Below are 21,634 nucleotides of genomic sequence, written 5' to 3'. Positions count from 1 at the left end.
ATGTACAAGAGGATCCTTGTTGCTGTCGATGACAGTACGACATCCAACGCAGCACTGAACGAAGCCATCAGCCTGGCCAAGACCATGGGCGCCGCACTGCGTATCGTTCATGTCACCGATGAAGTACCGATCCGCAACGCGATTGGCCTGGAAGCGCTGCTTGACGTTGCGCAAGTCGAAGATGCGATGCGCCAGGCCGGGCGGGCACTTCTCGACGCTGCGGCAAAGAAGGCTGCCGACGCCGGCGTGCAGGCAGAAACCGATCTGCTCGAAGCACCCAGCAAGCTTGAAGCGTCGCACAAGCGCGTAGCCGAGTGGATCGTCGAAGGCGCGGACACGTGGCAGGCGGATGTCATCGTCGCCGGCACCCACGGCCGGCGCGGCTTTGCGCGACTGTTTGTCGGTAACGTCGCCGAAGATCTCGTCCGCCTGGCCAACACCTCGCTGGTCCTGGTGCGCGGGCGATAAGCGCATGCCGGGTGCCGCTTGGGTGGCACCCGGGGTTCCGCGTTCATACCAGCAGCACCCTTTCGCCCGTTTTCGGCAGCACACGGGGGCACTCGATCCCCGTGCACAAATCCTGCACGGAAATACATCCACGTCAGCCTGATCCGCCTCCGATACGCACGGACCGCCGGACCCGCTAGCCGCCACTCCGGTGCGAAGCATCCATTACGGAAAGTGCCGCCTTCAGCGTACTCGCCATCCACACGGCGATGACCAGCACCACCTGTTCCTGGGAAGCAAATGCTCCCACCGGTTTTGATCGCCGGCCAATCTGCTTTGCCTTCGATTTGCATATTCTTTTGCAATATTCCGATGGTATTATCAGGCGCCCCGCCGTGGGGCATCACTCGAAGGAGAAGCTTGATGAATCCGTCCCGCCGCAACTTGTTCAAGATGGGTGGCATGGCTCTGGCCATGATTCCGGTAGTCGCCATCGCAGCCAAGAACGACAGCATCCGCACTTCGATGAGGTACAAGGATTCCCCGGAAGGCGAAAATAAGTGCGCAAACTGCAACCTGTTCGTTCCAGGCGCCTCCCCCACTGATCTCGGCGGCTGTAAGGTCTTCCCCAACGACACCGAAATTTCGCCAAATGGTTTCTGCATTGCCTGGGCCAAAAAGGCCTGACAGGCCGAACGCAGCACCCGCCGCGTGCAACGCGCGGCGGGCCGAATTACAACACCGGTGCAATCCCATGCACCGGCTCCCGCACCGTTCCCTCCAGAGCAACGTCCACTCATCTTGCAACCTACCGCCAAGCGCATGAACAAGGCCGATGCAGCAACACCCTGCGGGCTGCGTCGTCTCGTCACGAACCGGCTTAGCCCCTGTGCTAGACTCGGCCGGCTTTTTCTTCCGGCCGCCTCATGCAGATTCATCTCGTCATCCCCGGTCTGATCTGGCCGGGCATCTCGGCCATCAGCCCCGCCTCGGGCCTCGAACTGCCCGCCCTTGCCCGGATGCTCGGCCTCGGCCGTCATCGCATGGCTCCCTTTGAGCCGCTTGACCATCAACTTGCCCGCCTGTTCGGTTATGTGACGCCCGCGAGCGAGTCCGATTCACTTCCACTGGCGGCCCTGCGCCGGCTCGGCGAACCGTCGATGCCGGCCCCGGACGTGAACAGTCAGTGGTTATGTGCAGATCCCGTCAATCTGTCGTTTGCACGCGAGCATCTCCTGCTCAACGAGTTTCCCGCTGACGGACTCGATCCCGCGGAAGTCGCCGCATTGATAGCGTCGCTAAACGAAACCTTCCCCGACCTCGGCCGGTTCGAGGCCTGCACACCGACGCGCTGGTATCTGCACCTTGCCGCCGCGACGCACGCCAAGCTATTTCCGCTACACGATGTCATTGGCCGCCCGATCAAGGATTTCCTGCCTGAAGGCAACGATGCACGCCTGTGGCAGCGGACACTGAACGAGGCACAGGTCCTGCTGCACAACCACCCGGTAAACCAGGCGCGTGAGGCCTCCGGTCGCCGTCCGGCAAACAGCCTGTGGTTCTGGGGCGCCGGCATGCTGAGGCCCGGCACCGCGTGCTCCTTATCGACGGTGCAGTCGCGCGAACCGCTCACCCGTGGTCTGGCGCGCGCCGCCGGGGTAACCGTCAACGAGCCCGATTGCCGTGAGGCGCTGAAGCAGGACACGCTGATCGTGCTCGACAGCCTGCTCAAGCCCTCACTGCAGCTCGACATCGACAGCTGGCGCGCCTGTCTGGTGGAGCTCGAGCGCGACTGGTTCGCCCCAATTTCCGACTCACTGCGCACTAAACGCCTGCATACCCTGACACTCACTGCGCCGGGGGATCGCGGAACCCTCGAACTGTTGGCGCGCGCGACCGATGGATGGAAGTTCTGGCGCAAACCTCTTGCTTTCGACGCCCTGCTAAAGTCGCTGAGCCCCTCCCCCATTCAGCTCCCCGGACAATCGCCGGGCACCACGTCCGAGTATCCCGCCCGATGACCCACATCCAGCCCCGGGCGGTCCCGACCCGCGCCGTGCAACGCCTGATCGACGCCGGCACCCACCCGCTGCTCGCCCGTATCTATGCCGCACGCGGCATCACCCGCCGCGACGAACTCGATTACGGGCTCAAGGCGCTATTACCGCCTGATGCACTCAAGGGCACGCACGAAGCCGCGCAACTGCTCGCCGACGCCATCGAAGCCGGAGCGCGCATGGTGATCGTCGCCGACTACGACTGTGACGGCGCCACCGCCTGCGCCGTCGGCGTCCGGGCACTACGGGCCTTCGGCGCCGACGTAAGCTACCTGGTGCCGAATCGCTTCGAATATGGCTACGGCCTGACGCCGGCCATCGTGGAACTGGCTGCGCGCATGCAGCCCGACGTGCTGATCACCGTCGACAATGGCATTGCCAGCGTCGACGGTGTCGCCGTCGCGCGCAGCTACGGTATGGCCACCGTCATCACGGACCACCACTTGCCCGGCGACACCTTGCCCGACGCGGACGTGATCGTGAATCCGAACCAGCCCAGCTGCGACTTCCCAAGCAAGTCACTGGCCGGCGTCGGCGTGATGTTCTATACGATGCTTGCCTTGCGAGCTGAATTGCGCGAACGCGGCGTCTTTTCCGATCGGCAGGAACCGAATCTCGGCGAACTGCTCGACCTCGTCGCGCTCGGCACCGTCGCCGACGTCGTGAAGCTCGATCACAACAACCGTATCCTGGTGTCGCAAGGCCTCGCGCGGATGCGCGCCGGACGCATGCATCCGGGCATCCGCGCCTTGTTCGCGGCAGCCGGCCGCGACCCGGTGCGGGCCAGCACCTTCGACATGGGCTTCGGGCTCGGCCCGCGCCTGAACGCAGCCGGTCGCTTGTCCGACATGAGCCTGGGCATCGAATGTCTGATCACCGACGACATGGCGCGCGCGCTCAATATCGCGCAGGAACTCGATAAGCTCAACCGCGAACGACGCAGTATCGAGCAGGATATGCAGGAAGGCGCGCTCGCTCGGTTGGCTGGCTTCGATCCGGGCAACACAGCGACGGTCAGCCTGTTCGAGGCGGACTGGCATCAGGGCGTGATCGGCATCGTCGCCGGACGCATCAAGGAGAAGCTGCACCGTCCCGTTATTGCCTTCGCGCGTGGCGACGAGGGCGAACTGAAAGGCTCGGGACGTTCGATCCCCAATCTGCATCTGCGCGACGCGCTCGATCTGGTGAGCAAGCAGCATCCCGAGTTGATCCTGCGTTTCGGCGGACACGCCATGGCCGCCGGCCTGACGATCCGCGAAGGCGACTATGGGCGGTTCCAGTCGGTATTCGAGGAAATCGTGCAGTCGCTCGTCGATCCCGCCGACCTCACGCGCACGCTGGAGACCGACGGTGCGCTGGAAAACGGTTACATGAGCCTCGATTCCGCGCGCCTGATCGAGCAGGACATCTGGGGCCAGGGCTTCGCAGCGCCGGTATTCAATGACGTGTTTCGGGTGGATAACCAGCGGCTGCTGAAAGACAAGCACCTGAAGCTGCAGCTATCGAAGAACAATGTGCGCTTCGACGCGATCCGCTTCAATTTCGCGGAGGGCGCGGCCGCGCAGATCCATGCCGCCTACCGCTTGGCGCCGAACGAGTACAACGGCGTCACCAGCCTGCAGCTGATGCTGGAACACTTCGAAGCCGCCTGAACCTCGCACCCGCCACCTGAATGCCCCGGCCGACATCCACGATGTCGCCCGGGGCGTTTTTTTGATCTTGATCAAACACGCGCGAGATTTTTGTGCAGTGCACATTCCCCCTGCAAAAAAGTGGGTAAAATCACCCACTATTCAATCGCACTATGCAAAGGGAGTAGGCAATGAAGCATTCCATTTTCATTTCTTCCATCATCGCCATGACGATCGCGAGCCCCTTGGCACATGCGTACAAGCAAGGCGACCTCGTTCTCCGCGCTGGCGCAGCGACCGTAAGTCCGGAAGTGGGCGGCTCCGACGTTTCCTCGAGCGCGACAGGCAAAATCGCCGGCTCGAATGTCACCGTGACGGATAACACGCAGCTTGGGCTGACGCTCGGGTACATGCTGACCGACCATATCGGCGTCGAACTGCTTGCCGCGACCCCCTTCAAGCACAGCGTCGGCGTCAAGGGCCTGCCCGCCGGCCTGAACGGCAAGCTCGCCACGATCGAGCAGCTGCCGCCGACGGTTGTGCTGCAGTATTTCCCGATGGATTCGGCGTCGAAATGGCAGCCGTACATCGGCGCTGGCATCAATTACACGGCCTTCTTCAATGAAGATCTGACCGACGAGCGCAAGGCGCAGGGCTTTTCCCATCTGGATCGGAAGGACTCGTGGGGACTCGCGCTGCAGGCAGGCATCGACTATATGCTGACCGATAGAATCGTCCTGAATGCGGCAGTGTGGCGCATCGGCATCGACACGCAGGCAAGTGCACGCCATACCGCCTTGGGCAAGGTCAAGGTCAGCGTAGAAATCGACCCGTGGGTGTATATGGTCGGTGTCGGTTACCGCTTCTGAGCGCTCGTCGCTCGTGGGCCTGAATGAAACGGCGACTACCTTGCAGTCGCCGTTTTTTTGCTTGCACGAGTCAAGCTTCGACACTATTGCTGACTAAATCAATTGCACCTGCAATCTCGCAGCAAGTCGGAGCCGGGGTATACTCTTCGGTTTTCCAGAATTCCCCGGAGCACGCTCATGGAAGCCGAACGCCTGAATGCCATCGCCCAGAAACTCGACGACCTCCGTTCCCGGGGTCGCGAACTTCGGAGGTATCTTTGACTACGATGAAAAGGCGTCAAAGCTAGAAGAAGTCACCCGCGCGCTGGAAGATCCATCGGCCTGGGACAACGCCGCCCGCGCCCAGGAGCTGGGCAAGGAGAAGCGCCAACTCGAAAACGTCGTGCATAACCTGCGCGACATCGAGCAGTTGTCCGTCGACCTCAAGGATCTCTACGATCTGGCCGAAGCCGAGGACGACGAGGACACGCTGACCGCGGTCGAGTCCGATCTGGGCGAACTTGACGCCAAAGTGCATCAGCTGGAGTTCCGCCGGATGTTCTCCAATCCGATGGACCCCAACTCCTGCTTCATCGAAATCCAGGCTGGTGCTGGCGGCACCGAAGCGCAGGACTGGGCCGGCATGCTCGAGCGCATGTATTTGCGCTATAGCGAACGCAAGGGCTTCACCGTCGAACTGATGGAAGAGTCGGAAGGTGAAGTGGCAGGCATCAAGGGCGCAACCATCAAGGTCAGCGGCGACTATGCCTATGGCTTCCTGCGCACCGAAACCGGCATCCACCGCCTCGTACGCAAGAGCCCGTTCGACTCCAATGCGCGGCGCCACACCAGTTTCTCGTCGGTGTTCGTGTATCCGGAAGTTGATGACTCGATCGAGATCGACATCAACCCGGCCGATCTGCGCATCGACACCTATCGCGCGTCCGGCGCGGGCGGCCAGCACATCAACAAGACCGATTCGGCGGTGCGGATCACGCACGAACCGACCGGCGTCGTCGTGCAGTGTCAGAACGACCGTTCGCAGCACAAAAACAAGGCCGAAGCGATGTCGATGCTGAAGGCGCGGCTGTACGAACTGGAGCTGCGCAAGCGCCAGGCCGAGCAGCAGAAGCTCGAAGACTCGAAGAGCGATATCGGGTGGGGCCACCAGATCCGCTCCTACGTGCTCGACCAGTCGCGCATCAAGGATTTGCGTACCAACTACGAAGTCGGCAACACGCAAGCCGTGCTCGATGGCGACCTCGACGACTTTATCGCTGCGAGCCTCAAGCAGGGTGTCTGACCGCTATCTGCATCACCCCGCATGACGCCTGACCTCGCAGACTTCCTCGCCCCCGGCGTGGCCGCGGACGACGTGCCCGAACTGGCAACGCTCGCTGCGGCCCGGCCGCTGATCGACGCCTTCATCACACTGTTCCGCGGCTCCGAGGCCGAGGTGCTGACGCGCCTGCTGGTCCTGCGCGAAATCGGTCAGGAAGCCGAGGCACCGCGCTGGTCGCCCGAGGTGCTGCGTGCGCGCTTCACCTATCTCGACACGGTGAAACTCGAAACGGTATTGAAGCGCCTGCGCGACAACGCCTTGCTCGCCTTTGGCGACGACGGCCTTTACCACCTCTCCGACCTCGGTCGCAACGCGGTGGCAGCGATCTCGATGCTGTTGCGCTTTTCGACCGAGGAGGATGCCGAACTGGGCTTTCTCACCGCCCAGCTCGCCGGCCTGCAGGCAGTCGGCAGCGTCACGCCGGAAGCGCTCGGACACCTGCTGTCAAAGCTCAACGACCTCACCTGGCACTTCGAGGAAGCGATCGCGTCCGGCTCGGAATTCCATATCCTTGGCGCCCGCCGACGGTTATCGGCGAACGAGCGCTGGCTTGCGCGCGGCACCGAGATCCTTACCGGCCTGCTTGCCGACCCGGAAGTCCCTTTCGATATCGCCCGCATCGCGCAGCGCATCGGGCTGGCGCAGTCGCGGCTGGCACGCGCCGATGCCGCCTTCCAGCGGGCGCTCAACAAGATCGAGGCGCAGCGTGTCACGCTTGGCGCCTCGGGTATTTCCTCGTCGGATGTCGCCGGCTGGCTGCGCAGTCTGAATGCCGCGCAACTCGCAGACTTCGCCGCAGGGACGCTGGCCCTGGTGCCGGAGATCCCGCTACTCGCCGGTGGCCACGAACTGCTCGATCGCGCCGAAGCGGTGCTGTCCGATGAAGTGCGCCGGCACGAGGACGACGCCAGCCTGCCTCCACCGGACAACGCCGCTGTCAGCACCGCGCCGGAGCAAGACGATCTCCGGCTCCTGCAACACTTCACGCGGCGCCTTGGCCACTTGCCCGACAGCACGCCGCTGCAGGTCATCGTTGCTGGCGGCGGTTTTGCGCCGGCAGCTTACCGCCTGTCGTTGCTCGCACTGCTTGCCGACGGTGAATCGGCCGGACCAGCCGACGGTCCAGTGGGCGATTTCATGCGCCTGCCCGTCGACGTGCAGTTCGGTGATCGCCTGGTCCCGGTCGGCGAGGACGAAATCGCTGCCATCTCGGACGGCAGCGTGGCTCCCCGCCAGTCCCACTCTGCCACCGTGCCCGACACGCCCCTCATGGACGCTTGATGGAACACGAACTCAAGACCCTTACCGCGCGGCTGCTCGCCAACCGCTGGCTGCCGCGCAGCGATCGTCTGGTGCGCCGCGCGCTGGTTGATGAAAGCTTCCGCGTCGAACTCGACCACCGCCTTGCCGCGGTCGGACTGCAATTGCAGGACAACCCCTACGCCGGCCACGTCGCCGCCGCACTCGCCCCGGACATGATGGAGCCGGTATTCGGCGCCCGCCGCGAATACGCCGCCAGCAACGTCGGCCTCAACCGCGACGAGATCGCGCTGCTGGTGGTGATCTGGTCGCTGATCGTACTGCCCAAGCGCGAACGCCAAGTCACACGCCGCGAACTTGCCGACGATGGTCAGGGCGACATGTTCGGCGCCGAAAAGCCGGTCGCACACGGCGACACCGTTTCAGGGGGTCTCTCGGAGGCCTCGCTGATCGCGGATTTCGGCGCGCAGCTCGGCGGCAAGACCAAGGTCAAGAACTTCCTGCTCGGCAAACTCGCGCGCCTCGGCTTCATCGAACGGCGCAACGGCGTCCTTTATGAAGGCCCGCTGCTCGACGTCGCGCTCGACTATCGCGTGCTCGCCGACCGCATCATCCACGGTACGCTCGCCGAAGTGCTCGCCCGCGCCGGCCACCCGGTCCCCGAAACCAATGCTTTCGAACAGGCCGAGGTGCTGCCCGACGCCGACGGTGACGAGGAAGACGCCTGATGTTCCATATCAAACAACTCGAACTCGTTCACTGGGACTACTGGCGGCGTTTCGCGTTGCCGCTCGACGCCCAGATCATCACCATCGTCGGGCCGAACGGTTCGGGTAAAACCACGCTGCTCGACGCGCTGCGTACCCTGTTTGCGCTGCGCTGCTCGGGCAAGCGCGATTTTCGCCGCTACGTACGCCGCGCCGAGCGCAGCTTCGCGTGGATCCGCGCGGTCATTGCGAACCAGCCCGGCGCCACCGGACGCCGACCGTTCTTCCCCTGCCTCCACGACGAAGTGACGCTCGCCTGTCGCATCCGCCGTGCCGGCGGCGAGTGGACGCGCGATTACACGATCGTCGACGGCGACCAGCCGATCGAGACACTGGAACAGGGCGAGGACTGGATCGGCCTGCGCGACTACCAGAACCGCCTTGCGTGGGGCGGCCTCACCCCCGCCATCGCCAAGGTCCTGGCGCTTGAGCAGGGCGACACCGACAAGCTGTGCGAATACTCGCCAAAGGCCCTGCTGGAACTCGTCTTCGACGTCTTCGGCGACAAGGAAGTCCTCGACAATTACCAGGCCGCGCGCGAGGAACAGAGAAGCGCCGAGCGTGAACTCGACGACCTCGGGCTCGACCTCGACCGCCTGCGCGCGCAGGCCGAGGGCCGCCGCCTCGAAGCCGACAACTACCTGCAGTGGAAGCAGCTTGCCGACGAGGCCCAGGCGCTCGACGCCGAGATCGTGCCACGCCTCGAAGCAGCCGAGCTCACCCGCGACATCGCTGCGGAACGTGTCGAACTGTCCCGCCAAGGCGAGGAACGCGTCACGAAGCAGGCCGAACGCCGCAATGCTCGCCAGCGCCTGGAGCAGGTCCAGGCCGAAAAGGGCCAGGTGGAAGGCGAGCGCCGGCACCTGCGCGCCACGCTCGAATCAGCGGACGCAGCCCACCTCGCCGCACACGACCAGGTGCGCGACGCCGAAAAGCTGATCGCCGAACGCGATACGCTGCGCGCCCAGCTCGCCGCCGAGCATGGGGCCGACGCGGTGGTGCTCGAACGTGAACACGAAGCCGCCGAATCCGCGCTCGTCGAGTTGCGCAAGCAGGAACGCGAACTCGTCGCCGCATTCGAGGACAAGACCCAGACCCTGCGTAATGCGCGCACACGCAGCGGCCCGTCGGGCGATCCCGAGGTCGCGCGCTTCCGCGCCTTGCTCGACGAACAGGGCATCCCCCACCGCGGCCTTGCCGAAATCGTCGAAGTCACCGACGCTACATGGCAGGCAGCGCTCGAAGCGGTACTGCGCCCCTACCGCCACGTCATCCTGCTGGAGCGCGAGTCCGACCGCCACGCCGCCTGGGCACTGGGCGAGCGCGAACGCTTTCGCCATTTCCTCGTCCCCGAGCGCGAAGAAGCCCCGCCGGCTACCGCCCGTAGCCTCGCCGAAGTCGTGCGATTCGACGCGCCCGTCCCACGCTGGCTCGCCGACCTGCTGAACCGCATCCGTCGCGTGGACAGCGTCGACGCCGCCCGTGACCTGTCTCGCGAGATCGAATGGATCACCCGCGACGGCTACCACCGCGAACGCCGGGGGGCACGCCATCTGGGCCGCCCAGCCGAATTCCACTTCGGCGAACTCGCCCGCCAGTCGCGCATCGACCAACTCGAAGCCGACATTGCTGGCCTCGACCGCAAACTGCACGCGGTGCGCCCGAAAGTGGCCGAAGCCGCCGAGCGGCTCACCGGCCTGCGTCAGCGCCTGCTCGGCCTGCAGTCGGCACAGCTTCTCGCGGCCAAGGCCCAAATCTATTCCGAAGCAGAATCCGCCCTGCCCGCCGCCCGCGCCGCGCTGACGACGGCAATCGGCGAACGCGCCGAAGCCAAGGGCGCCCTCGACCAGCTCAGCGGCAGACTCTCGGGCATCGACATCGAAATCGACCGCCGCAACCGCGAACTGCGTGCGACCGAAGCGCGTCTGGCCGAACTCGAACACGACACCGCGCCGCGTCGCCGCACCCAGGCCGAACGCATCCAGCGCCTGCGCCGACTGCGCCGCGGCATGCCTTCGCACTGGCGCAACCCTGCCGACCTCGCCCTGCTCGCCGAACGCTACGAAAACGCCGCCACCGCCCGGCGCGAACGCGAACGCCTGCGCAACCGGCTCGCCGAAGGCGACTGGGTCACTGATCCGGCAGTGATCACGCTGTCGGAACGCCTCAAGGCCGATGTCACCCGGCGCGAGCGCGACTACCTCGACCGCCAGGGTTATTGCGCGACCGCCCGCCGCCTCACCGAGGAAGCCCGCGCCGCCTACGCGGCCAAACTTCGCGCCACCGTGCGTCAGTACGGCAAGAACCTGAAGGCGCTGGCTGAACTCGCCAACGTCAGCGTCGACTGTCCCACGCCGGCGCTCGGCCACGACGACCTGTCGCTTGCGCATGCGGGGCTCGAGGTGCGTTTCGACTTCGACCGCAAGGGCGCCGTCGGCCTCAACGACGGCGAAGCATCGGGCGGCCAGCAGGTGATGAAGTCCTTGATCTTGCTGATCGCACTATTGATGGACGACGCCCGCCCCGGCGGCTTTGTCTTCATCGACGAACCGTTCGCCCATCTGGATGTAGCCAACATCGACCGCGTCGGCACCTTCCTGCGCGCCACCCGTGCTCAGTACCTGATCACAACGCCGGTGACTCACAACGCCAACGTCTTTGCGCCAGCTCAGCTGACACTGGTGACGCGCAAGAAGAAGCCCGGCGAAGAGTGGGCGCCGACGATTGGCGTGCTCGCCCGCGCCGTTTAATTGCGGTCGCGCGCCGCACACTCGAAACGGCCCGGCAAAAAGCGAAACGCCCGGCGCTGGCGGAATTCCGGGCTGGCCGAAAGTGCCTGCGGAACCCATCGACAACCGTCGATCGGCTCCGCGGGATGTCAAAAGCTTGTTCGGCGATTTCGCGAGACGATTCCGACATCACATCTCCCGGTCAGCTGGCCGGTCGGGCGTGGCCGGGCATCGTCACGACGGCGTCGCGGATGCGGCGGACGAGTGCGCGAACCAGGCTGAGTTCGGGGGCCGGGGTTTCGCTCGTACACCGGCCGGTCAAGACTACGGTCACCGGTGCGAATGCCGAGATCAGCGCGGCACCGTCGCGGTCGATGACGAAGGATTCGCCGACGTTGAGAATCACGTCGCGTGTGTCGTGTTGCAGGGTGATCCACACGGTGCCGGCGGTGACACGCACCTCGGTGCCTTCGCCGTCGTCGATCTGCAACAAGGTGCTGCCCAAGAGCGTCATGCTCGTTTGGCCTTCGACGGATTCGATGAGAGTGAAGTGGTGGCTGGCGTTCATGGCGGTCTCCTGGGGACGGGTGGCACCGGTTGGTCTTCCGGCTTGCCCTATTCATCGCAGGTGCCGTGCCAGCGGTCCGTGAATTTTCAGACTGTCGTGTAGGTATCTGATATTTAAGTCAAAACGTCTCTAGTGCACGGATTCCAGCGCTGCACGCCGCTGACAGAAAGCCGCCAAATGTGACGGCGCCGTCAAGTCCGACGGCGATGGGCCGTCGCATTTGATGACACGGACCGGTCAGGAAACCTTGTGCAAGCCAAACTTGCGCATGCGCCCGCGCAAGGTGCTCGGATTGAGGCCGAGGATGCGCGCCGCGCCGCGCTCGCCCTCGATCACGCCACCGACGTGGGCCAGCACGGCCAGGATGTGGTCCTTCTCCACCTGCTCCAGCGTCTGCGCGCGGGTGGCTGGCGGCGCCTCCGTAGTTGCCGCCGGCGCGCCGGATAGCGCGGACGGAAACAGCTCCACGGCATCGAGCCACGGCCCGCGCGCGAGGATGGCGGCGCGCTCGATGAAATTTTCCAGCTCGCGCACGTTTCCCGGCCAGGAGTAAGACAGCGCTCGTTCGAGGAAGGCCGGCGATGCGTTCTCGATGTGTTTCCCCAGCCTTCGTCCCGCCCGGGTGGCGAAATGGCTGATCAGCGGCGGAATGTCCTCGCGACGGGCGCGCAGCGGCGGTAGTTGCACCGGAAACACGTTGAGGCGGTAGAACAGGTCGGACCGGAAGCAGCCCGCTGTCGCTTCGGCCTCGAGGTTGCGGTTGGTCGCCGCGATCACACGTACGTGTGTGCTCAGCGTGACCGTGCCGCCGACCCGCTCGAACTGCTGGTCCTGCAGCACGCGCAGCAGTTTCGCCTGTGCTTCCAGAGGCAGTTCGCCAACCTCGTCGAGGAACAGGGTGCCGCCGTCGGCCATCTCGAAGCGCCCCCGCCGTTGCTGCGTCGCGCCGGTAAAGGCCCCTTTCTCGTGGCCGAACAGTTCGCTCTCGACCAGTTCGCGCGGCATGGCGGCGCAATTGAGCTTCACCAGGGGGCGATCCCGGCGCCGGCTGCGCTCGTGGATGGCTCTTGCCACCAACTCCTTGCCCGAGCCCGTTTCGCCGAGGATCAATACCGTACTGTCCGTCGCCGCCACCAGTTCAAGGACATCGAGCAGTCGGCGCAGCGAGGGCGCGTTGCCGATGATCCCTCCGGCATTCTGGTCGACGCGAATCTCCTCGCTGAGTGCCTCGATGCTGGCGCGTGCGCGCTGGTGGGCCTCGATTTCCTCGCGCAGCCGGCGATTCTGCCGCTCCAGCTCGATGCCGGCCTGCCGCAGTGCCACGTGGGCACCGACACGCGCCAACAGCTCGCGTGGCTCGAAGGGTTTGGTCACGTAATCGACGCCGCCGGCGGAAAAGGCGCGGACTTTATCGGTGGTCTCGTTGAGGGCGGTGAGAAAGATGATCGGCAGCTCGCGTGTGGCCGGAGCGGCCTTCAGCCGTTCGCACACCGCGAAGCCGTCCATGTCGGGCATCATCACGTCCAGCAGCACGAGGTCCGGGACGGTTGCACGGGCCTTCTCGAGTCCGTCGTTGCCGCAGTCGGCGGTAAGGATTTCGTAGCCATGGACCGCCAGCAGGTCGGCGATCAGGCGCACGTTGGCCGGCGTGTCGTCCACGACGAGGATGCGTGCGGGAGCGGTCATCCTGCGGGGCGTGCCAGCAATGCACGGATGGTTTCGATGAAGGAATGGATGTCGATCGGCTTGGCGACGAAGGCATCGAAGCCCGCGGCGACGATCTGGCTACGGTCCTCGGGCATCACGGAGGCGGTGAATGCCACCACCGGCACCGCCCGAGTGCGTGTCGGACGCAATCGCGCGAGCGTCTCGATGCCGTTGATACCGGGCAGGTGAATGTCCATGAGCACCAGGTCCGGCTCCGCCTGCTCACACAGCGCGAGAGCCTCTTCCCCGGATTCCGCCTCCATCGTGCGATAGCCGTGAACGCCCAGCAGGTCACGCGCCATGCGCCGGTTCACCTCGTGGTCCTCGACGATCAGGATCAGTTCAGCGGTCATATCGCATCGGTATCGTAATGGTGAAAATGGAGCCGTGGCCCGGCATGCTGTCGACGCGAATGCTGCCGTTGTGAAGCTCGACAAACCGCCTCGCGAGCGTCAGTCCGAGGCCGGTGCCTTCCCGTTTGCGCACCACGTCGTGACCGACCTGGCGGAACGCCTCGAAGATTGCGCTCTGATCCTCCGCCGCGATGCCCATACCCGTATCGGTGACGGCGATGTCGACATTCCCGCCATCGCTGCGCGCTGCGACGGTGACGATCCCTTCGCGTGCACTGAACTTCACGGCATTCGACACCAGGTTCAGCAGGGCCTGCTTCAGTTTGCGCTCGTCGCCATGCATCGTGCCCAGCACCGGGTCGATGTCCAGCGTCAGCGTCAATCCGTTGCGGCTGGCGCGTTCACGCATCAGGGTCAGGGTTTCGCTCAGAACGGTGGGCAGATCGAAGTCGGACAGCTCCAGCTCCATGCGTCCGGCTTCGATCTTCGACAGGTCGAGCACGTCGTTGATCAGAGCCAGCAGGTGGTTGCCCGATGCGCGGATATCGTTCACGTACTCCGCCTGCTTGTCGGTCAGTTCGCCGAAGTAGCGCGCGGCGAGCATCCCGGAAAAGCCGATGATGGCATTGAGCGGGGTGCGTAGTTCGTGGGACATGTTTGCCAGAAAGGCCGACTTGTGCCGGTTGGCGATTTCCAGTTCGCGGCTCTTGTCCTCGCTTTCGGCGAGTGCGGCACTGGCGCGGTCGTGCGCGCGCCGAAGCTCGAGTTCGGCCTCTTTGCGTTGAGTGATGTTGCTCACCGCGCCGACCAGCCGCTCGATCCGGCCGCTGACGTCCCGCACCCCGACGGACCGGTCCAGTACCCACTGGTGTTCGCCGGACGCATCACTGATGCGGTACTCGTGCTCGAAGAAAGATGTTTCGCCGCGGAGGTAGCGGGTGAGGGCAAGGCGGTAGCCCGGGACATCTTCGGGGACTACATGCTCGCGCCAGTGCGCCGCCGTGGTCGCCGAATCGAGGATGGCGAAGCATTGCCGGGCGCGGTCGGAGAGGAAGAGCGCGCCGGTTTCCAAGTTCCACTCGTAAATGCCTTCCATCGCTGCCTGGCTGGCCAGGGCGTAGCGCTCCTCACTCTCGCGCAGTGCCCGTTCGGTACGCTTCTGCTCGGTGACGTCGGTGTAAGTGGATACGAACCCGCCCTCGGGCAAGGGGCGGCCGCGGATCGCGATCACTTTGCCATCCGGGCGGGTGCGCTCGAAGGCATGCGCGACGAATTTCCGGGCCAGCTCCAGGCGCGCGTTCACCTGTTCCTCGATGTCGCCCGGGCCATACTCGCCGCGCTCGGCGTTGAAGCGGAAGGCGTCCTCGATGTGGAATCCGCCCCCGAACCGCTCCGCCGGGAAATCCATGATCTCGAGAAAGCGCCGGTTGAGTGCCGTCGTGTGCAGATCCTTGTCCGCCAGCGTGATGCCCTGGTCGATGTTTTCCATCGTGGTTTCGAGGATGCGCGTCTTTTCCGCCAGCTCCCGTTCGCGCTGCTTGAGTTCGGTGATGTCGCCGGTCGAGCCGATCAAGCGGATCGCGCGGCCGTCCGCGTCGCGTAGCGCCACGCCATGCGTGCGGGCCCAGCGCCAGCTGCCATCGATCGCGCGAAAGCGGTAGTCGCACTCGAACCGTTCGGTCTCGCCCTTGAGGTGCGCGACATGTTCGGCCTTGCAGCGAGCCATGTCCTCGGGGTGGATCCGGTCCAGCCAGTCGCGGGGGACGCTCAGCAAGCCGGGCGGTAACCCCAGCACGCGATGAAAGCGCTCCGAGTAATACACGCTGTTTGCGACGATATCCCAGTCATAGACGCCCTCATTGACGGCGCGCAGGGCATGCTCGTAGCGCTGCCCGCTCTCACGCAGGAGCCGTTCGGCACGCCTGGCCTCGGTGACGTCGTCGTAGGTCAGCAGGAGCGCATCGGGTGGTACCGGCGCGGCGGCGATGCGGATGCAACGACCATTGGCGAACTGGTGCTCGCGCGTTTCGGGGTGCCGCAGTTGAAACACGCGCAGGCACTCGTTGGCCAGGACTTCGGGATCGCCCGGACCATAGTCACCGCGGCGGGCATTGAAGCGGACAAGAGCCTCGAGTGGTGCTCCCGGAACGATCAGTTCGTCGGGATATTCGCGCAACGCCGAGAAGGCGCTGTTCCAGGAAACGAGTCGCAGTTTCCCATCGAACAGGGCGAAGCCGACCGGCAGTTGGTCGGCCGCCGCCGGTGGCAACGCGGCATTTGTGTTGATCACAACGGAATCAGGCTTTGCCATTGCCACGCCCCTGTTGGATGCCAGGATGATACATCGAAGTCTTGGGTCGCGTCCTGGTCCGCCTGAAAGCCGGGAGGAATGCCCGGGGCAATACCGCAAACCAGCCAGGTTCCATGAAACGCCAGGCAATTGTCGACAAGCGCAAAGCCGGAGACAATATTTCTTTCGATTGGTTGTTCTTGATGCGCGATTCGTCCGCGCCCACGAGCATGATTCCGATCCCTGATAGCAACTGAGAGGCGAGCGTCTCCCGCGTCGCGTCGCTCTCCCGATTGTTTCCCCCGGATAATGCTCTTCTCTACCGTGGTGCGCATTTCGACGGTCTGCTCGAGGACGATGTCGTCGCTGTTCGAGACTTCGAAGCCGAGCACTTTGGCCCTTCAGCCCTGTCCATTCTTCGACAGCAGGACCAGTACCCTCAAGCCCGCACTGACAGGGGTCTGCTTGCCCGGTCGCCGAGCGGCCCTTGGTTCAGAGGCAACTGAGGCCGATTATGCAAAGTGCTGGATTATGGAAAGTAGTCCGGGCTCCCGAGGCCGAGTAGTAGGCAGGAAGCGGCTTCGAGGAACCTGAGATCGCCGGAAGGTAGACATAATTTCAGCGGTCTCCTGAAGTGGTTGTTCCACTTCGGGAGACCGTCATGACCCACACTTCTCTGCACCGGGCTGCGCGAAGCACGCAGCCACCGTCGGCGCTTTCTTGTGATGTCGCCGCGGAACTATGCCGCTATGACGAGCACCTGCGCGATGTACGCGGGTTGGCGACGGGCACCCGTCATCAACGTGCTTTGATCGTAGGGCGCTTGCTGCAACGGAAGTTCGCTGATCGCCCAATCGACATTGCCAGGCTGCACCCCGAGGACATTCGCTGGTTCCTTGCCGACCAGTTGAACGTTCGTCAAACGCCATCCAATGCATCGAAGTTGGCATCGGCGTTGCGTAGCTACTTCCGTTACCGGACCACCTGCGGCGATCAGGTTGGCGAGCTGACTGCGGTCATCACAAACCCCGTTCACTGGAAGCTGGCGTCATTGCCACGGGCGCTCAAACCGGACGAGGCTGAACGCCTGCTGCAATCCTTCAAGACCGTTCGGCGCTCGCCGAAGCGTGGCTACGCGATCGTTCGCTGTGCACTCGACATGGGGCTGCGAGTTGGAGAAATCGCTCGTCTCATGATCAGGGACGTCGACTGGCATGCAGGTACGGTGACGCTGCGGGGCACCAAGTCGCTGCGCCAAGACATCCTGCCGTTGCCAATGGAGACCGGACAGGCGCTGGCCGACTATCTGCAACATGAGCGCCCGCACTCCAGCAATCCGGCGATCTTCCTCCGCTGCCAGGGAGGACGTGATCAACCGATTACGTCGATGGCGATCCAGAAGCTGATCAAACGAGCAGGCCACCGAATTGGTCTCATGCATTTCAGCGCGCATGCGCTGCGTCACACCCTGGCATGCCGTCTGGTGGAGAACGGCAGCTCGCTCAAGGAAGTCGCTGACGTACTGCGGCACCGCTCGCTGGAAACCACTCGGATTTACGCCAAGCTCGACACGCCGAAGCTGTCCGCCGTGCCGCTGCCGTGGCCGGGGAGTGGATCATGAGCCGACGCATCAGCCTGCAGGCAAGGATCGACGCCTTTCTCGCCGAACGCCGTCGCCTTGGATTCAAGCTGCATTCGTGGGACACGCTCTTGGCTGGCTTTGCGCGCTTCGTAACCAGTAGACATCACCGCGGGGCGCTGACCGTCGAATTGATGGCGGACTGGGCACGGCACGACAAGGGAAACCGCGAAACTCCAGGGACCTGGGCGCGTCGCCTGGAGAAGGTACGGTTATTTGCCCGATACCTGAGGCAGTTCGAGCCGGACACCGAGGTGCCGGACGAGTCGATCTTCGGGCCTGTCCCCGGTCGCGTGGCGCCGCACATCTACCGTGAAGAGGAGATCGTCGAATTACTGGCAGCGGCTCGTAAGCTCGGACCTCGTGGCAGTTTGCGCCCGATGACATTCGAGACCTTGTTCGGCCTGATGGCATCGACCGGGCTGCGCGTATCCGAGGCCCTTCATCTGCGCGATGCCGATGTCGATCTCAAGCACGGAATGCTGACCATACGGGAAACCAAGTTCGCCAAGTCCCGACAGTTGCCGCTGCACCCAACCACGGTCAAGGCGCTGGCACACTACCGACGGCAACGCGCACTGCATGTTCCGACGACAGCCGAGACCCCGTTTCTCATCAGCAGTCGTGGCCGACGACTTGGGCACCCCCTCAGCGACCGGCAGGCACACCGCGTCTTCAATGAGTTGCGCGACAGCCTCGGCTGGGTCAATCGCGGCGCACACGATGCGCCGCGCCTTCACGACTTGCGGCACACTTTTGTCGTTAGGCGCCTGATGCTCTGGCATACCGAGGGCACCGACATTGATCAGATGATGCTGGCACTCTCGACCTATCTGGGGCACGCCGAGATCTTCTACACGTACTGGTATCTGACGGCCGTTCCCGAGTTGATGACGCTGGCCGGCGGCAAGTTCGAGCGCTTCGCCGACCTCACGGGAGACGGCGATGAGTAAGGTCAAGCCACTGAAACCGCCGCCGTCATTTGCCGCGCTCGTACAAGCTTACTTCGCCGAGTATTTGACGCAGCATCGGGCTTTGAGCCCGCAAACGATCGCCGCCTACCGCGATGCTTTCATGTTGTTCCTCGGGTTCGCCGAGCCCCGTCTTGGCAAAGTGCCGACCGCGATGACACTGGCCGACATCACGCCGGATCTGATCATGGCCTTCCTCGACCATCTGGAACGCCAACGACACAATTCCGTGCGGAGCCGCAATGCGCGGCTGGCGGCACTGCGGTCGTTCCTGAAGTTCGCGGCCCATCGCGACGTGTCGTCGCTGCAGGTGATCGAGCGCGCGCTCGGGGTTCCGGTGAAGCGCTTCGAGCGACCAATGTTCGGCTACCTGACCCGCGATGAGATGCTCGCTGTGATCGGCACGCCAGACGGAACCTGGATTGGCCATCGGGATCATCTGCTGTTCCTGATGCTGTACAACGTCGGCGCTCGCGTTTCCGAGATCATCGCGGTCAAGGTCGGCGATGTCGTGCTCGACGCCGGCGCTGCCTGCGTTCATCTGCTTGGCAAAGGCCGCAAGCAACGCAGCGTTCCGCTGTGGCGCTCGACGGTCAAGGCAATCCGCGCCTGGATGCGTTTGAATCCGCAGTTCGACGCGGCGTCCCCCTTACTGCCAAACCGAAATGGCCAAACCATGACGCGAACCAATGTCACTTTGAGACTGGCGTTGGCGGTGCAGTCGGCAACCGATGCATTCCCTGACTTGGCGAAGCGGCGCGTCTCGCCTCACACCATCCGGCATACGACAGCAATGCACCTGTTGCAGGCCGGCGTCGACATCAGCGTGATCGCACTCTGGCTCGGACACGAGAGCCCTGCAACCACCCATCACTACGTCGAGGCCGACCTGACCATGAAGGAGCGTGCCTTGGCGAAGCTTCACGAAACGGCGACCACGATTCAGCGCTACCGGGCACCCGACTCGCTCATCGGCTTCCTGAAGTCTCTGTGATTATGTGAAGGTCGGAATCCTTGCCTGCCGCTGCCAATCCGCGTTCGGGACGCGTTCCGACCCATCACTTTCCATAATCGGGTACTTTGCATAATCGGCCTTATGCAAAGCTTTCTATAAGGCCGACGACTCGCCAGCCGACCTTCGGCTACCACTGGCCGGTCCACATACATAGCTGTCATTGCTTCATCACCGCGACGAGCGGCAGCTTAGGGTTGTATGGACGGAACCCTGAATAGGCAGGGCGACAGCTTTCTGCCTGCTCCGGACCTTAGTGCTGGAAGTTCGCCACTTGACGGTCTGACGGGCAGCATGAGTTTGCTAACTGCCATTGATTTGCCACACCCGGCGGACGGCAGCCGACCGATACGGACAGTAGAGTCTAGAAGAAGCGGACGCTCAACAGCTGAGGTCAGGCCGTTGCGCAATCAAGCCTAGTGGCGGCCTCTCCACCTCCAAGGTAGGTTTTCGCTGCATTGCGGCAGCGCCTCCTCAGATTGGTTCCATGCCCGAAGTGCGCACAATCACCTGTACCGTGGGCGAGCGAAGAGCTTCTAACAATGCTTTTGCAACATCAACGTTTGCGGCGCTCGCATGAAGGGCTGCTGAGTAGATCGTGTAGTTCTGCAGGTCGACAGGAATGGGGCCCAGGTAATGAATGCCCTTCGCGTGCAGTAACTCGCTTACTTGCTGGAATCCAAGGTCTGCCTCTCCCGCAGCAAGGAAGTCGGCGATCTGTGCTCCAGAAGGCGGCTGCTTGGTCTTTGCGTTCAACTGCTCGCCAACACCAAGCTTTGAAAAGACTTCAACCATATGCCGTCCGCTCGTACCCGAGGATACAACGACGGATCGCGCAGACAAGAGCGCGGCCTTCAGAGCATCAGCAGTGGACACGTCTACCCTCGCCGCTGATGCGGGAACGGCCGCGCCGATGCTTGAGCGAGCGAAGTCCGTGCGCGTCCCTGCCGCCAGCTTACCGTCCTTGGATTGTCGGTCGATGTTCTGCGCGGCATTGACGACGACATCGACTGCCTCGCCCTCAGCTACGCGCTTGGTAACGGCTTCGGTTCCAGTCCATGCCACGATGACCTTATGCCCCGTGGCCCGTTCGAAAACTGAGATTGCCTCAAAGACAGACTCTTTTGCTGCGTTCGGTGCCAAAACCCTGATCTCTGCGGCCATCACAGAGCAAGCTAGTCCGAGTGAGGCAAGTAGCAGAACTGCAATTCGACGGAGCATTCTTCCTCCTTGGTCGAGGTGTGGCCCCTGCGCCAGGCGAATATTGTTAATTGTACGGCCGCTTTCGGTTGATCTGTCCGCTGGCCACTTATGGCCGAGGCCGTGTAAAAACGGTCGCCGATGCGCCGAGAATCGGTCGGCCCGGCGCGACGCTGCGGAAGCCAACGATTTCGAAGGCGACAAGTCAGCGCTGCTGAGCTTTAAAAAGGCCTTTTCAGGCCTTCATCGCCGCCATCAGTGCCTCATTTCCCATCAGCTTTATCACCCGCTTCAGGTTATACGCGAGGACGTGCAGACTCATCTCTGTTCGGACGCGTTCGAGGCCCTTGGTCAGGAAGTGGGTTGCGCCCATCCACGCCTTGAGGGTGCCGAAGGGGTGTTCGACCGTCCGGCGTCGGATCCGCATGCTGTCGGGAGCCCGATCGAGCCGCGCCTGCATGACCTCCAGCTCTTCCTCATGCACCCAGCGGCTGACACGCCGATAATCGCTTGGCGTGCATTGGTCCTTGATGGCGCATCGCGGGCAGGATGAGCTCCAGTAGCGATTCATCGTCAAACCCGCCTCGACTCGGGCAAAGCGCCAGATCAGACGCTCGCCGGCCGGGCAGACGTACTCGTCGTTGTCGCGGTCGTACACGAAGTCTGCCCGATCGAACCGCCCCTCCGCTTTCGCGCTGGAAGTCGTGCTTTTCGGAACGAGCGGCACGATGCCGGCTTTGTGGCAGGCGAGGATCTCCTCGCTCTTGAAATAGCCCCGATCGGCGATTGCAGTGAGGGACTCCACTCGCATCG

The 21,634-nt window shown here is 63.6% G+C and carries 19 protein-coding genes; 12 read left to right on the top strand and 7 right to left on the bottom strand.

The annotated features are described in order from the left end of the window. The 9 genes from GPA25_RS20990 to GPA25_RS20950 all read left to right on the top strand — a co-directional run bounded on the left by GPA25_RS20990 (position 1) and on the right by GPA25_RS20950 (position 11,102). Entirely contained in the window at positions 1-468 is a 468-nt protein-coding gene (locus tag GPA25_RS20990; protein ID WP_169262362.1) for a universal stress protein, read from the top strand. Positions 469-870: 402 nt separating this feature from the next. Then, positions 871-1,134 (top strand): high-potential iron-sulfur protein, encoded by a 264-nt coding sequence (locus GPA25_RS20985; protein ID WP_169262361.1) that lies wholly within the window; start codon positions 871-873, stop codon positions 1,132-1,134. A 239-nt stretch (positions 1,135-1,373) separates the two neighbouring features. Further along, positions 1,374-2,468: a hypothetical protein gene (locus GPA25_RS20980; protein ID WP_169262360.1), complete on the top strand. Its 1,095-nt coding sequence runs from the start codon at positions 1,374-1,376 to the stop codon at positions 2,466-2,468. Then, positions 2,465-4,156: a single-stranded-DNA-specific exonuclease RecJ gene (gene recJ, locus GPA25_RS20975; protein WP_169262359.1), complete on the top strand. Its 1,692-nt coding sequence runs from the start codon at positions 2,465-2,467 to the stop codon at positions 4,154-4,156. Before GPA25_RS20980 ends, recJ begins: the two co-directional genes overlap by 4 nt. A 170-nt stretch (positions 4,157-4,326) precedes the next feature. After that, positions 4,327-5,004 carry an OmpW/AlkL family protein gene (locus GPA25_RS20970; protein ID WP_169262358.1) on the top strand — a complete coding sequence of 226 codons (678 nt, stop codon included), beginning with the start codon at positions 4,327-4,329 and terminating at the stop codon, positions 5,002-5,004. Between the two features lie 177 nt (positions 5,005-5,181). Beyond that, positions 5,182-6,286 (top strand): peptide chain release factor 2 gene (prfB, locus tag GPA25_RS20965; protein ID WP_169262357.1). Its coding sequence is split into 2 segments (ribosomal slippage): positions 5,182-5,262 and positions 5,264-6,286, totalling 1,104 coding nucleotides; the frame shifts between segments, so codons are not numbered across the junction. Between the two features lie 21 nt (positions 6,287-6,307). Continuing rightward, positions 6,308-7,606 (top strand): hypothetical protein, encoded by a 1,299-nt coding sequence (locus GPA25_RS20960; RefSeq protein WP_169262356.1) that lies wholly within the window; start codon positions 6,308-6,310, stop codon positions 7,604-7,606. Beyond that, on the top strand, positions 7,606-8,313 hold the full coding sequence (locus GPA25_RS20955; protein ID WP_169262355.1) for a hypothetical protein: 708 nt from the start codon (positions 7,606-7,608) through the stop codon (positions 8,311-8,313). The genes GPA25_RS20960 and GPA25_RS20955 overlap by 1 nt, the downstream gene beginning before the upstream one ends. Then, positions 8,313-11,102 carry an AAA family ATPase gene (locus GPA25_RS20950; RefSeq protein WP_169262354.1) on the top strand — a complete coding sequence of 930 codons (2,790 nt, stop codon included), beginning with the start codon at positions 8,313-8,315 and terminating at the stop codon, positions 11,100-11,102. The genes GPA25_RS20955 and GPA25_RS20950 overlap by 1 nt, the downstream gene beginning before the upstream one ends. Positions 11,103-11,283: 181 nt before the next feature. Here the strand turns inward: GPA25_RS20950 and GPA25_RS20945 are convergent, their stop codons facing one another. The 5 genes from GPA25_RS20945 to GPA25_RS20925 form a co-directional block, all read right to left on the bottom strand. Continuing rightward, on the bottom strand, positions 11,284-11,649 hold the full coding sequence (locus GPA25_RS20945) for a DUF2917 domain-containing protein (protein ID WP_169262353.1): 366 nt from the start codon (positions 11,647-11,649) through the stop codon (positions 11,284-11,286). Between the two features lie 237 nt (positions 11,650-11,886). Next, entirely contained in the window at positions 11,887-13,335 is a 1,449-nt protein-coding gene (locus tag GPA25_RS20940; RefSeq protein ID WP_169262352.1) for a sigma-54-dependent transcriptional regulator, read from the bottom strand. After that, positions 13,332-13,709 (bottom strand): response regulator, encoded by a 378-nt coding sequence (locus GPA25_RS20935; RefSeq protein ID WP_169262351.1) that lies wholly within the window; start codon positions 13,707-13,709, stop codon positions 13,332-13,334. The genes GPA25_RS20940 and GPA25_RS20935 overlap by 4 nt, the downstream gene beginning before the upstream one ends. After that, positions 13,699-16,020 (bottom strand): PAS-domain containing protein, encoded by a 2,322-nt coding sequence (locus GPA25_RS20930; protein WP_169262350.1) that lies wholly within the window; start codon positions 16,018-16,020, stop codon positions 13,699-13,701. Before GPA25_RS20930 ends, GPA25_RS20935 begins: the two co-directional genes overlap by 11 nt. Next, on the bottom strand, positions 15,996-16,391 hold the full coding sequence (locus GPA25_RS20925) for a hypothetical protein (RefSeq protein ID WP_169262349.1): 396 nt from the start codon (positions 16,389-16,391) through the stop codon (positions 15,996-15,998). Before GPA25_RS20925 ends, GPA25_RS20930 begins: the two co-directional genes overlap by 25 nt. Before the next feature lie 269 nt (positions 16,392-16,660). Between GPA25_RS20925 and GPA25_RS20920 the strand changes: the two genes are divergently transcribed. The 3 genes from GPA25_RS20920 to GPA25_RS20910 are packed head-to-tail and all read left to right on the top strand — an operon-like array spanning position 16,661 to position 19,603. Next, complete coding sequence (locus GPA25_RS20920; protein WP_169262348.1) at positions 16,661-17,620, top strand: tyrosine-type recombinase/integrase; 960 nt, start codon at positions 16,661-16,663, stop codon at positions 17,618-17,620. After that, positions 17,617-18,591 (top strand): tyrosine-type recombinase/integrase, encoded by a 975-nt coding sequence (locus GPA25_RS20915; protein WP_169262347.1) that lies wholly within the window; start codon positions 17,617-17,619, stop codon positions 18,589-18,591. Before GPA25_RS20920 ends, GPA25_RS20915 begins: the two co-directional genes overlap by 4 nt. Continuing rightward, positions 18,584-19,603: a tyrosine-type recombinase/integrase gene (locus GPA25_RS20910; protein ID WP_169262346.1), complete on the top strand. Its 1,020-nt coding sequence runs from the start codon at positions 18,584-18,586 to the stop codon at positions 19,601-19,603. Before GPA25_RS20915 ends, GPA25_RS20910 begins: the two co-directional genes overlap by 8 nt. A gap of 492 nt (positions 19,604-20,095) precedes the next feature. Here GPA25_RS20910 and GPA25_RS20905 read toward each other — a convergent pair whose 3' ends face one another. Both GPA25_RS20905 and GPA25_RS20900 read right to left on the bottom strand, forming a co-directional pair. Continuing rightward, positions 20,096-20,842, bottom strand: a complete 747-nt coding sequence (locus tag GPA25_RS20905) for a molybdate ABC transporter substrate-binding protein (RefSeq protein ID WP_169262345.1) — start codon at positions 20,840-20,842, stop codon at positions 20,096-20,098. 214 nt (positions 20,843-21,056) lie between these two features. Next, positions 21,057-21,634, bottom strand: a 578-nt coding sequence (locus GPA25_RS20900; protein WP_169262344.1) for a transposase, incomplete at its 5' end; no start/stop codon positions are given.

The organism is Aromatoleum diolicum, assembly GCF_012910955.1.
GTDB classification, from domain to species: Bacteria; Pseudomonadota; Gammaproteobacteria; order Burkholderiales; family Rhodocyclaceae; genus Aromatoleum; species Aromatoleum diolicum.
This window is presented reverse-complemented; position numbering and strand designations above follow the sequence as displayed.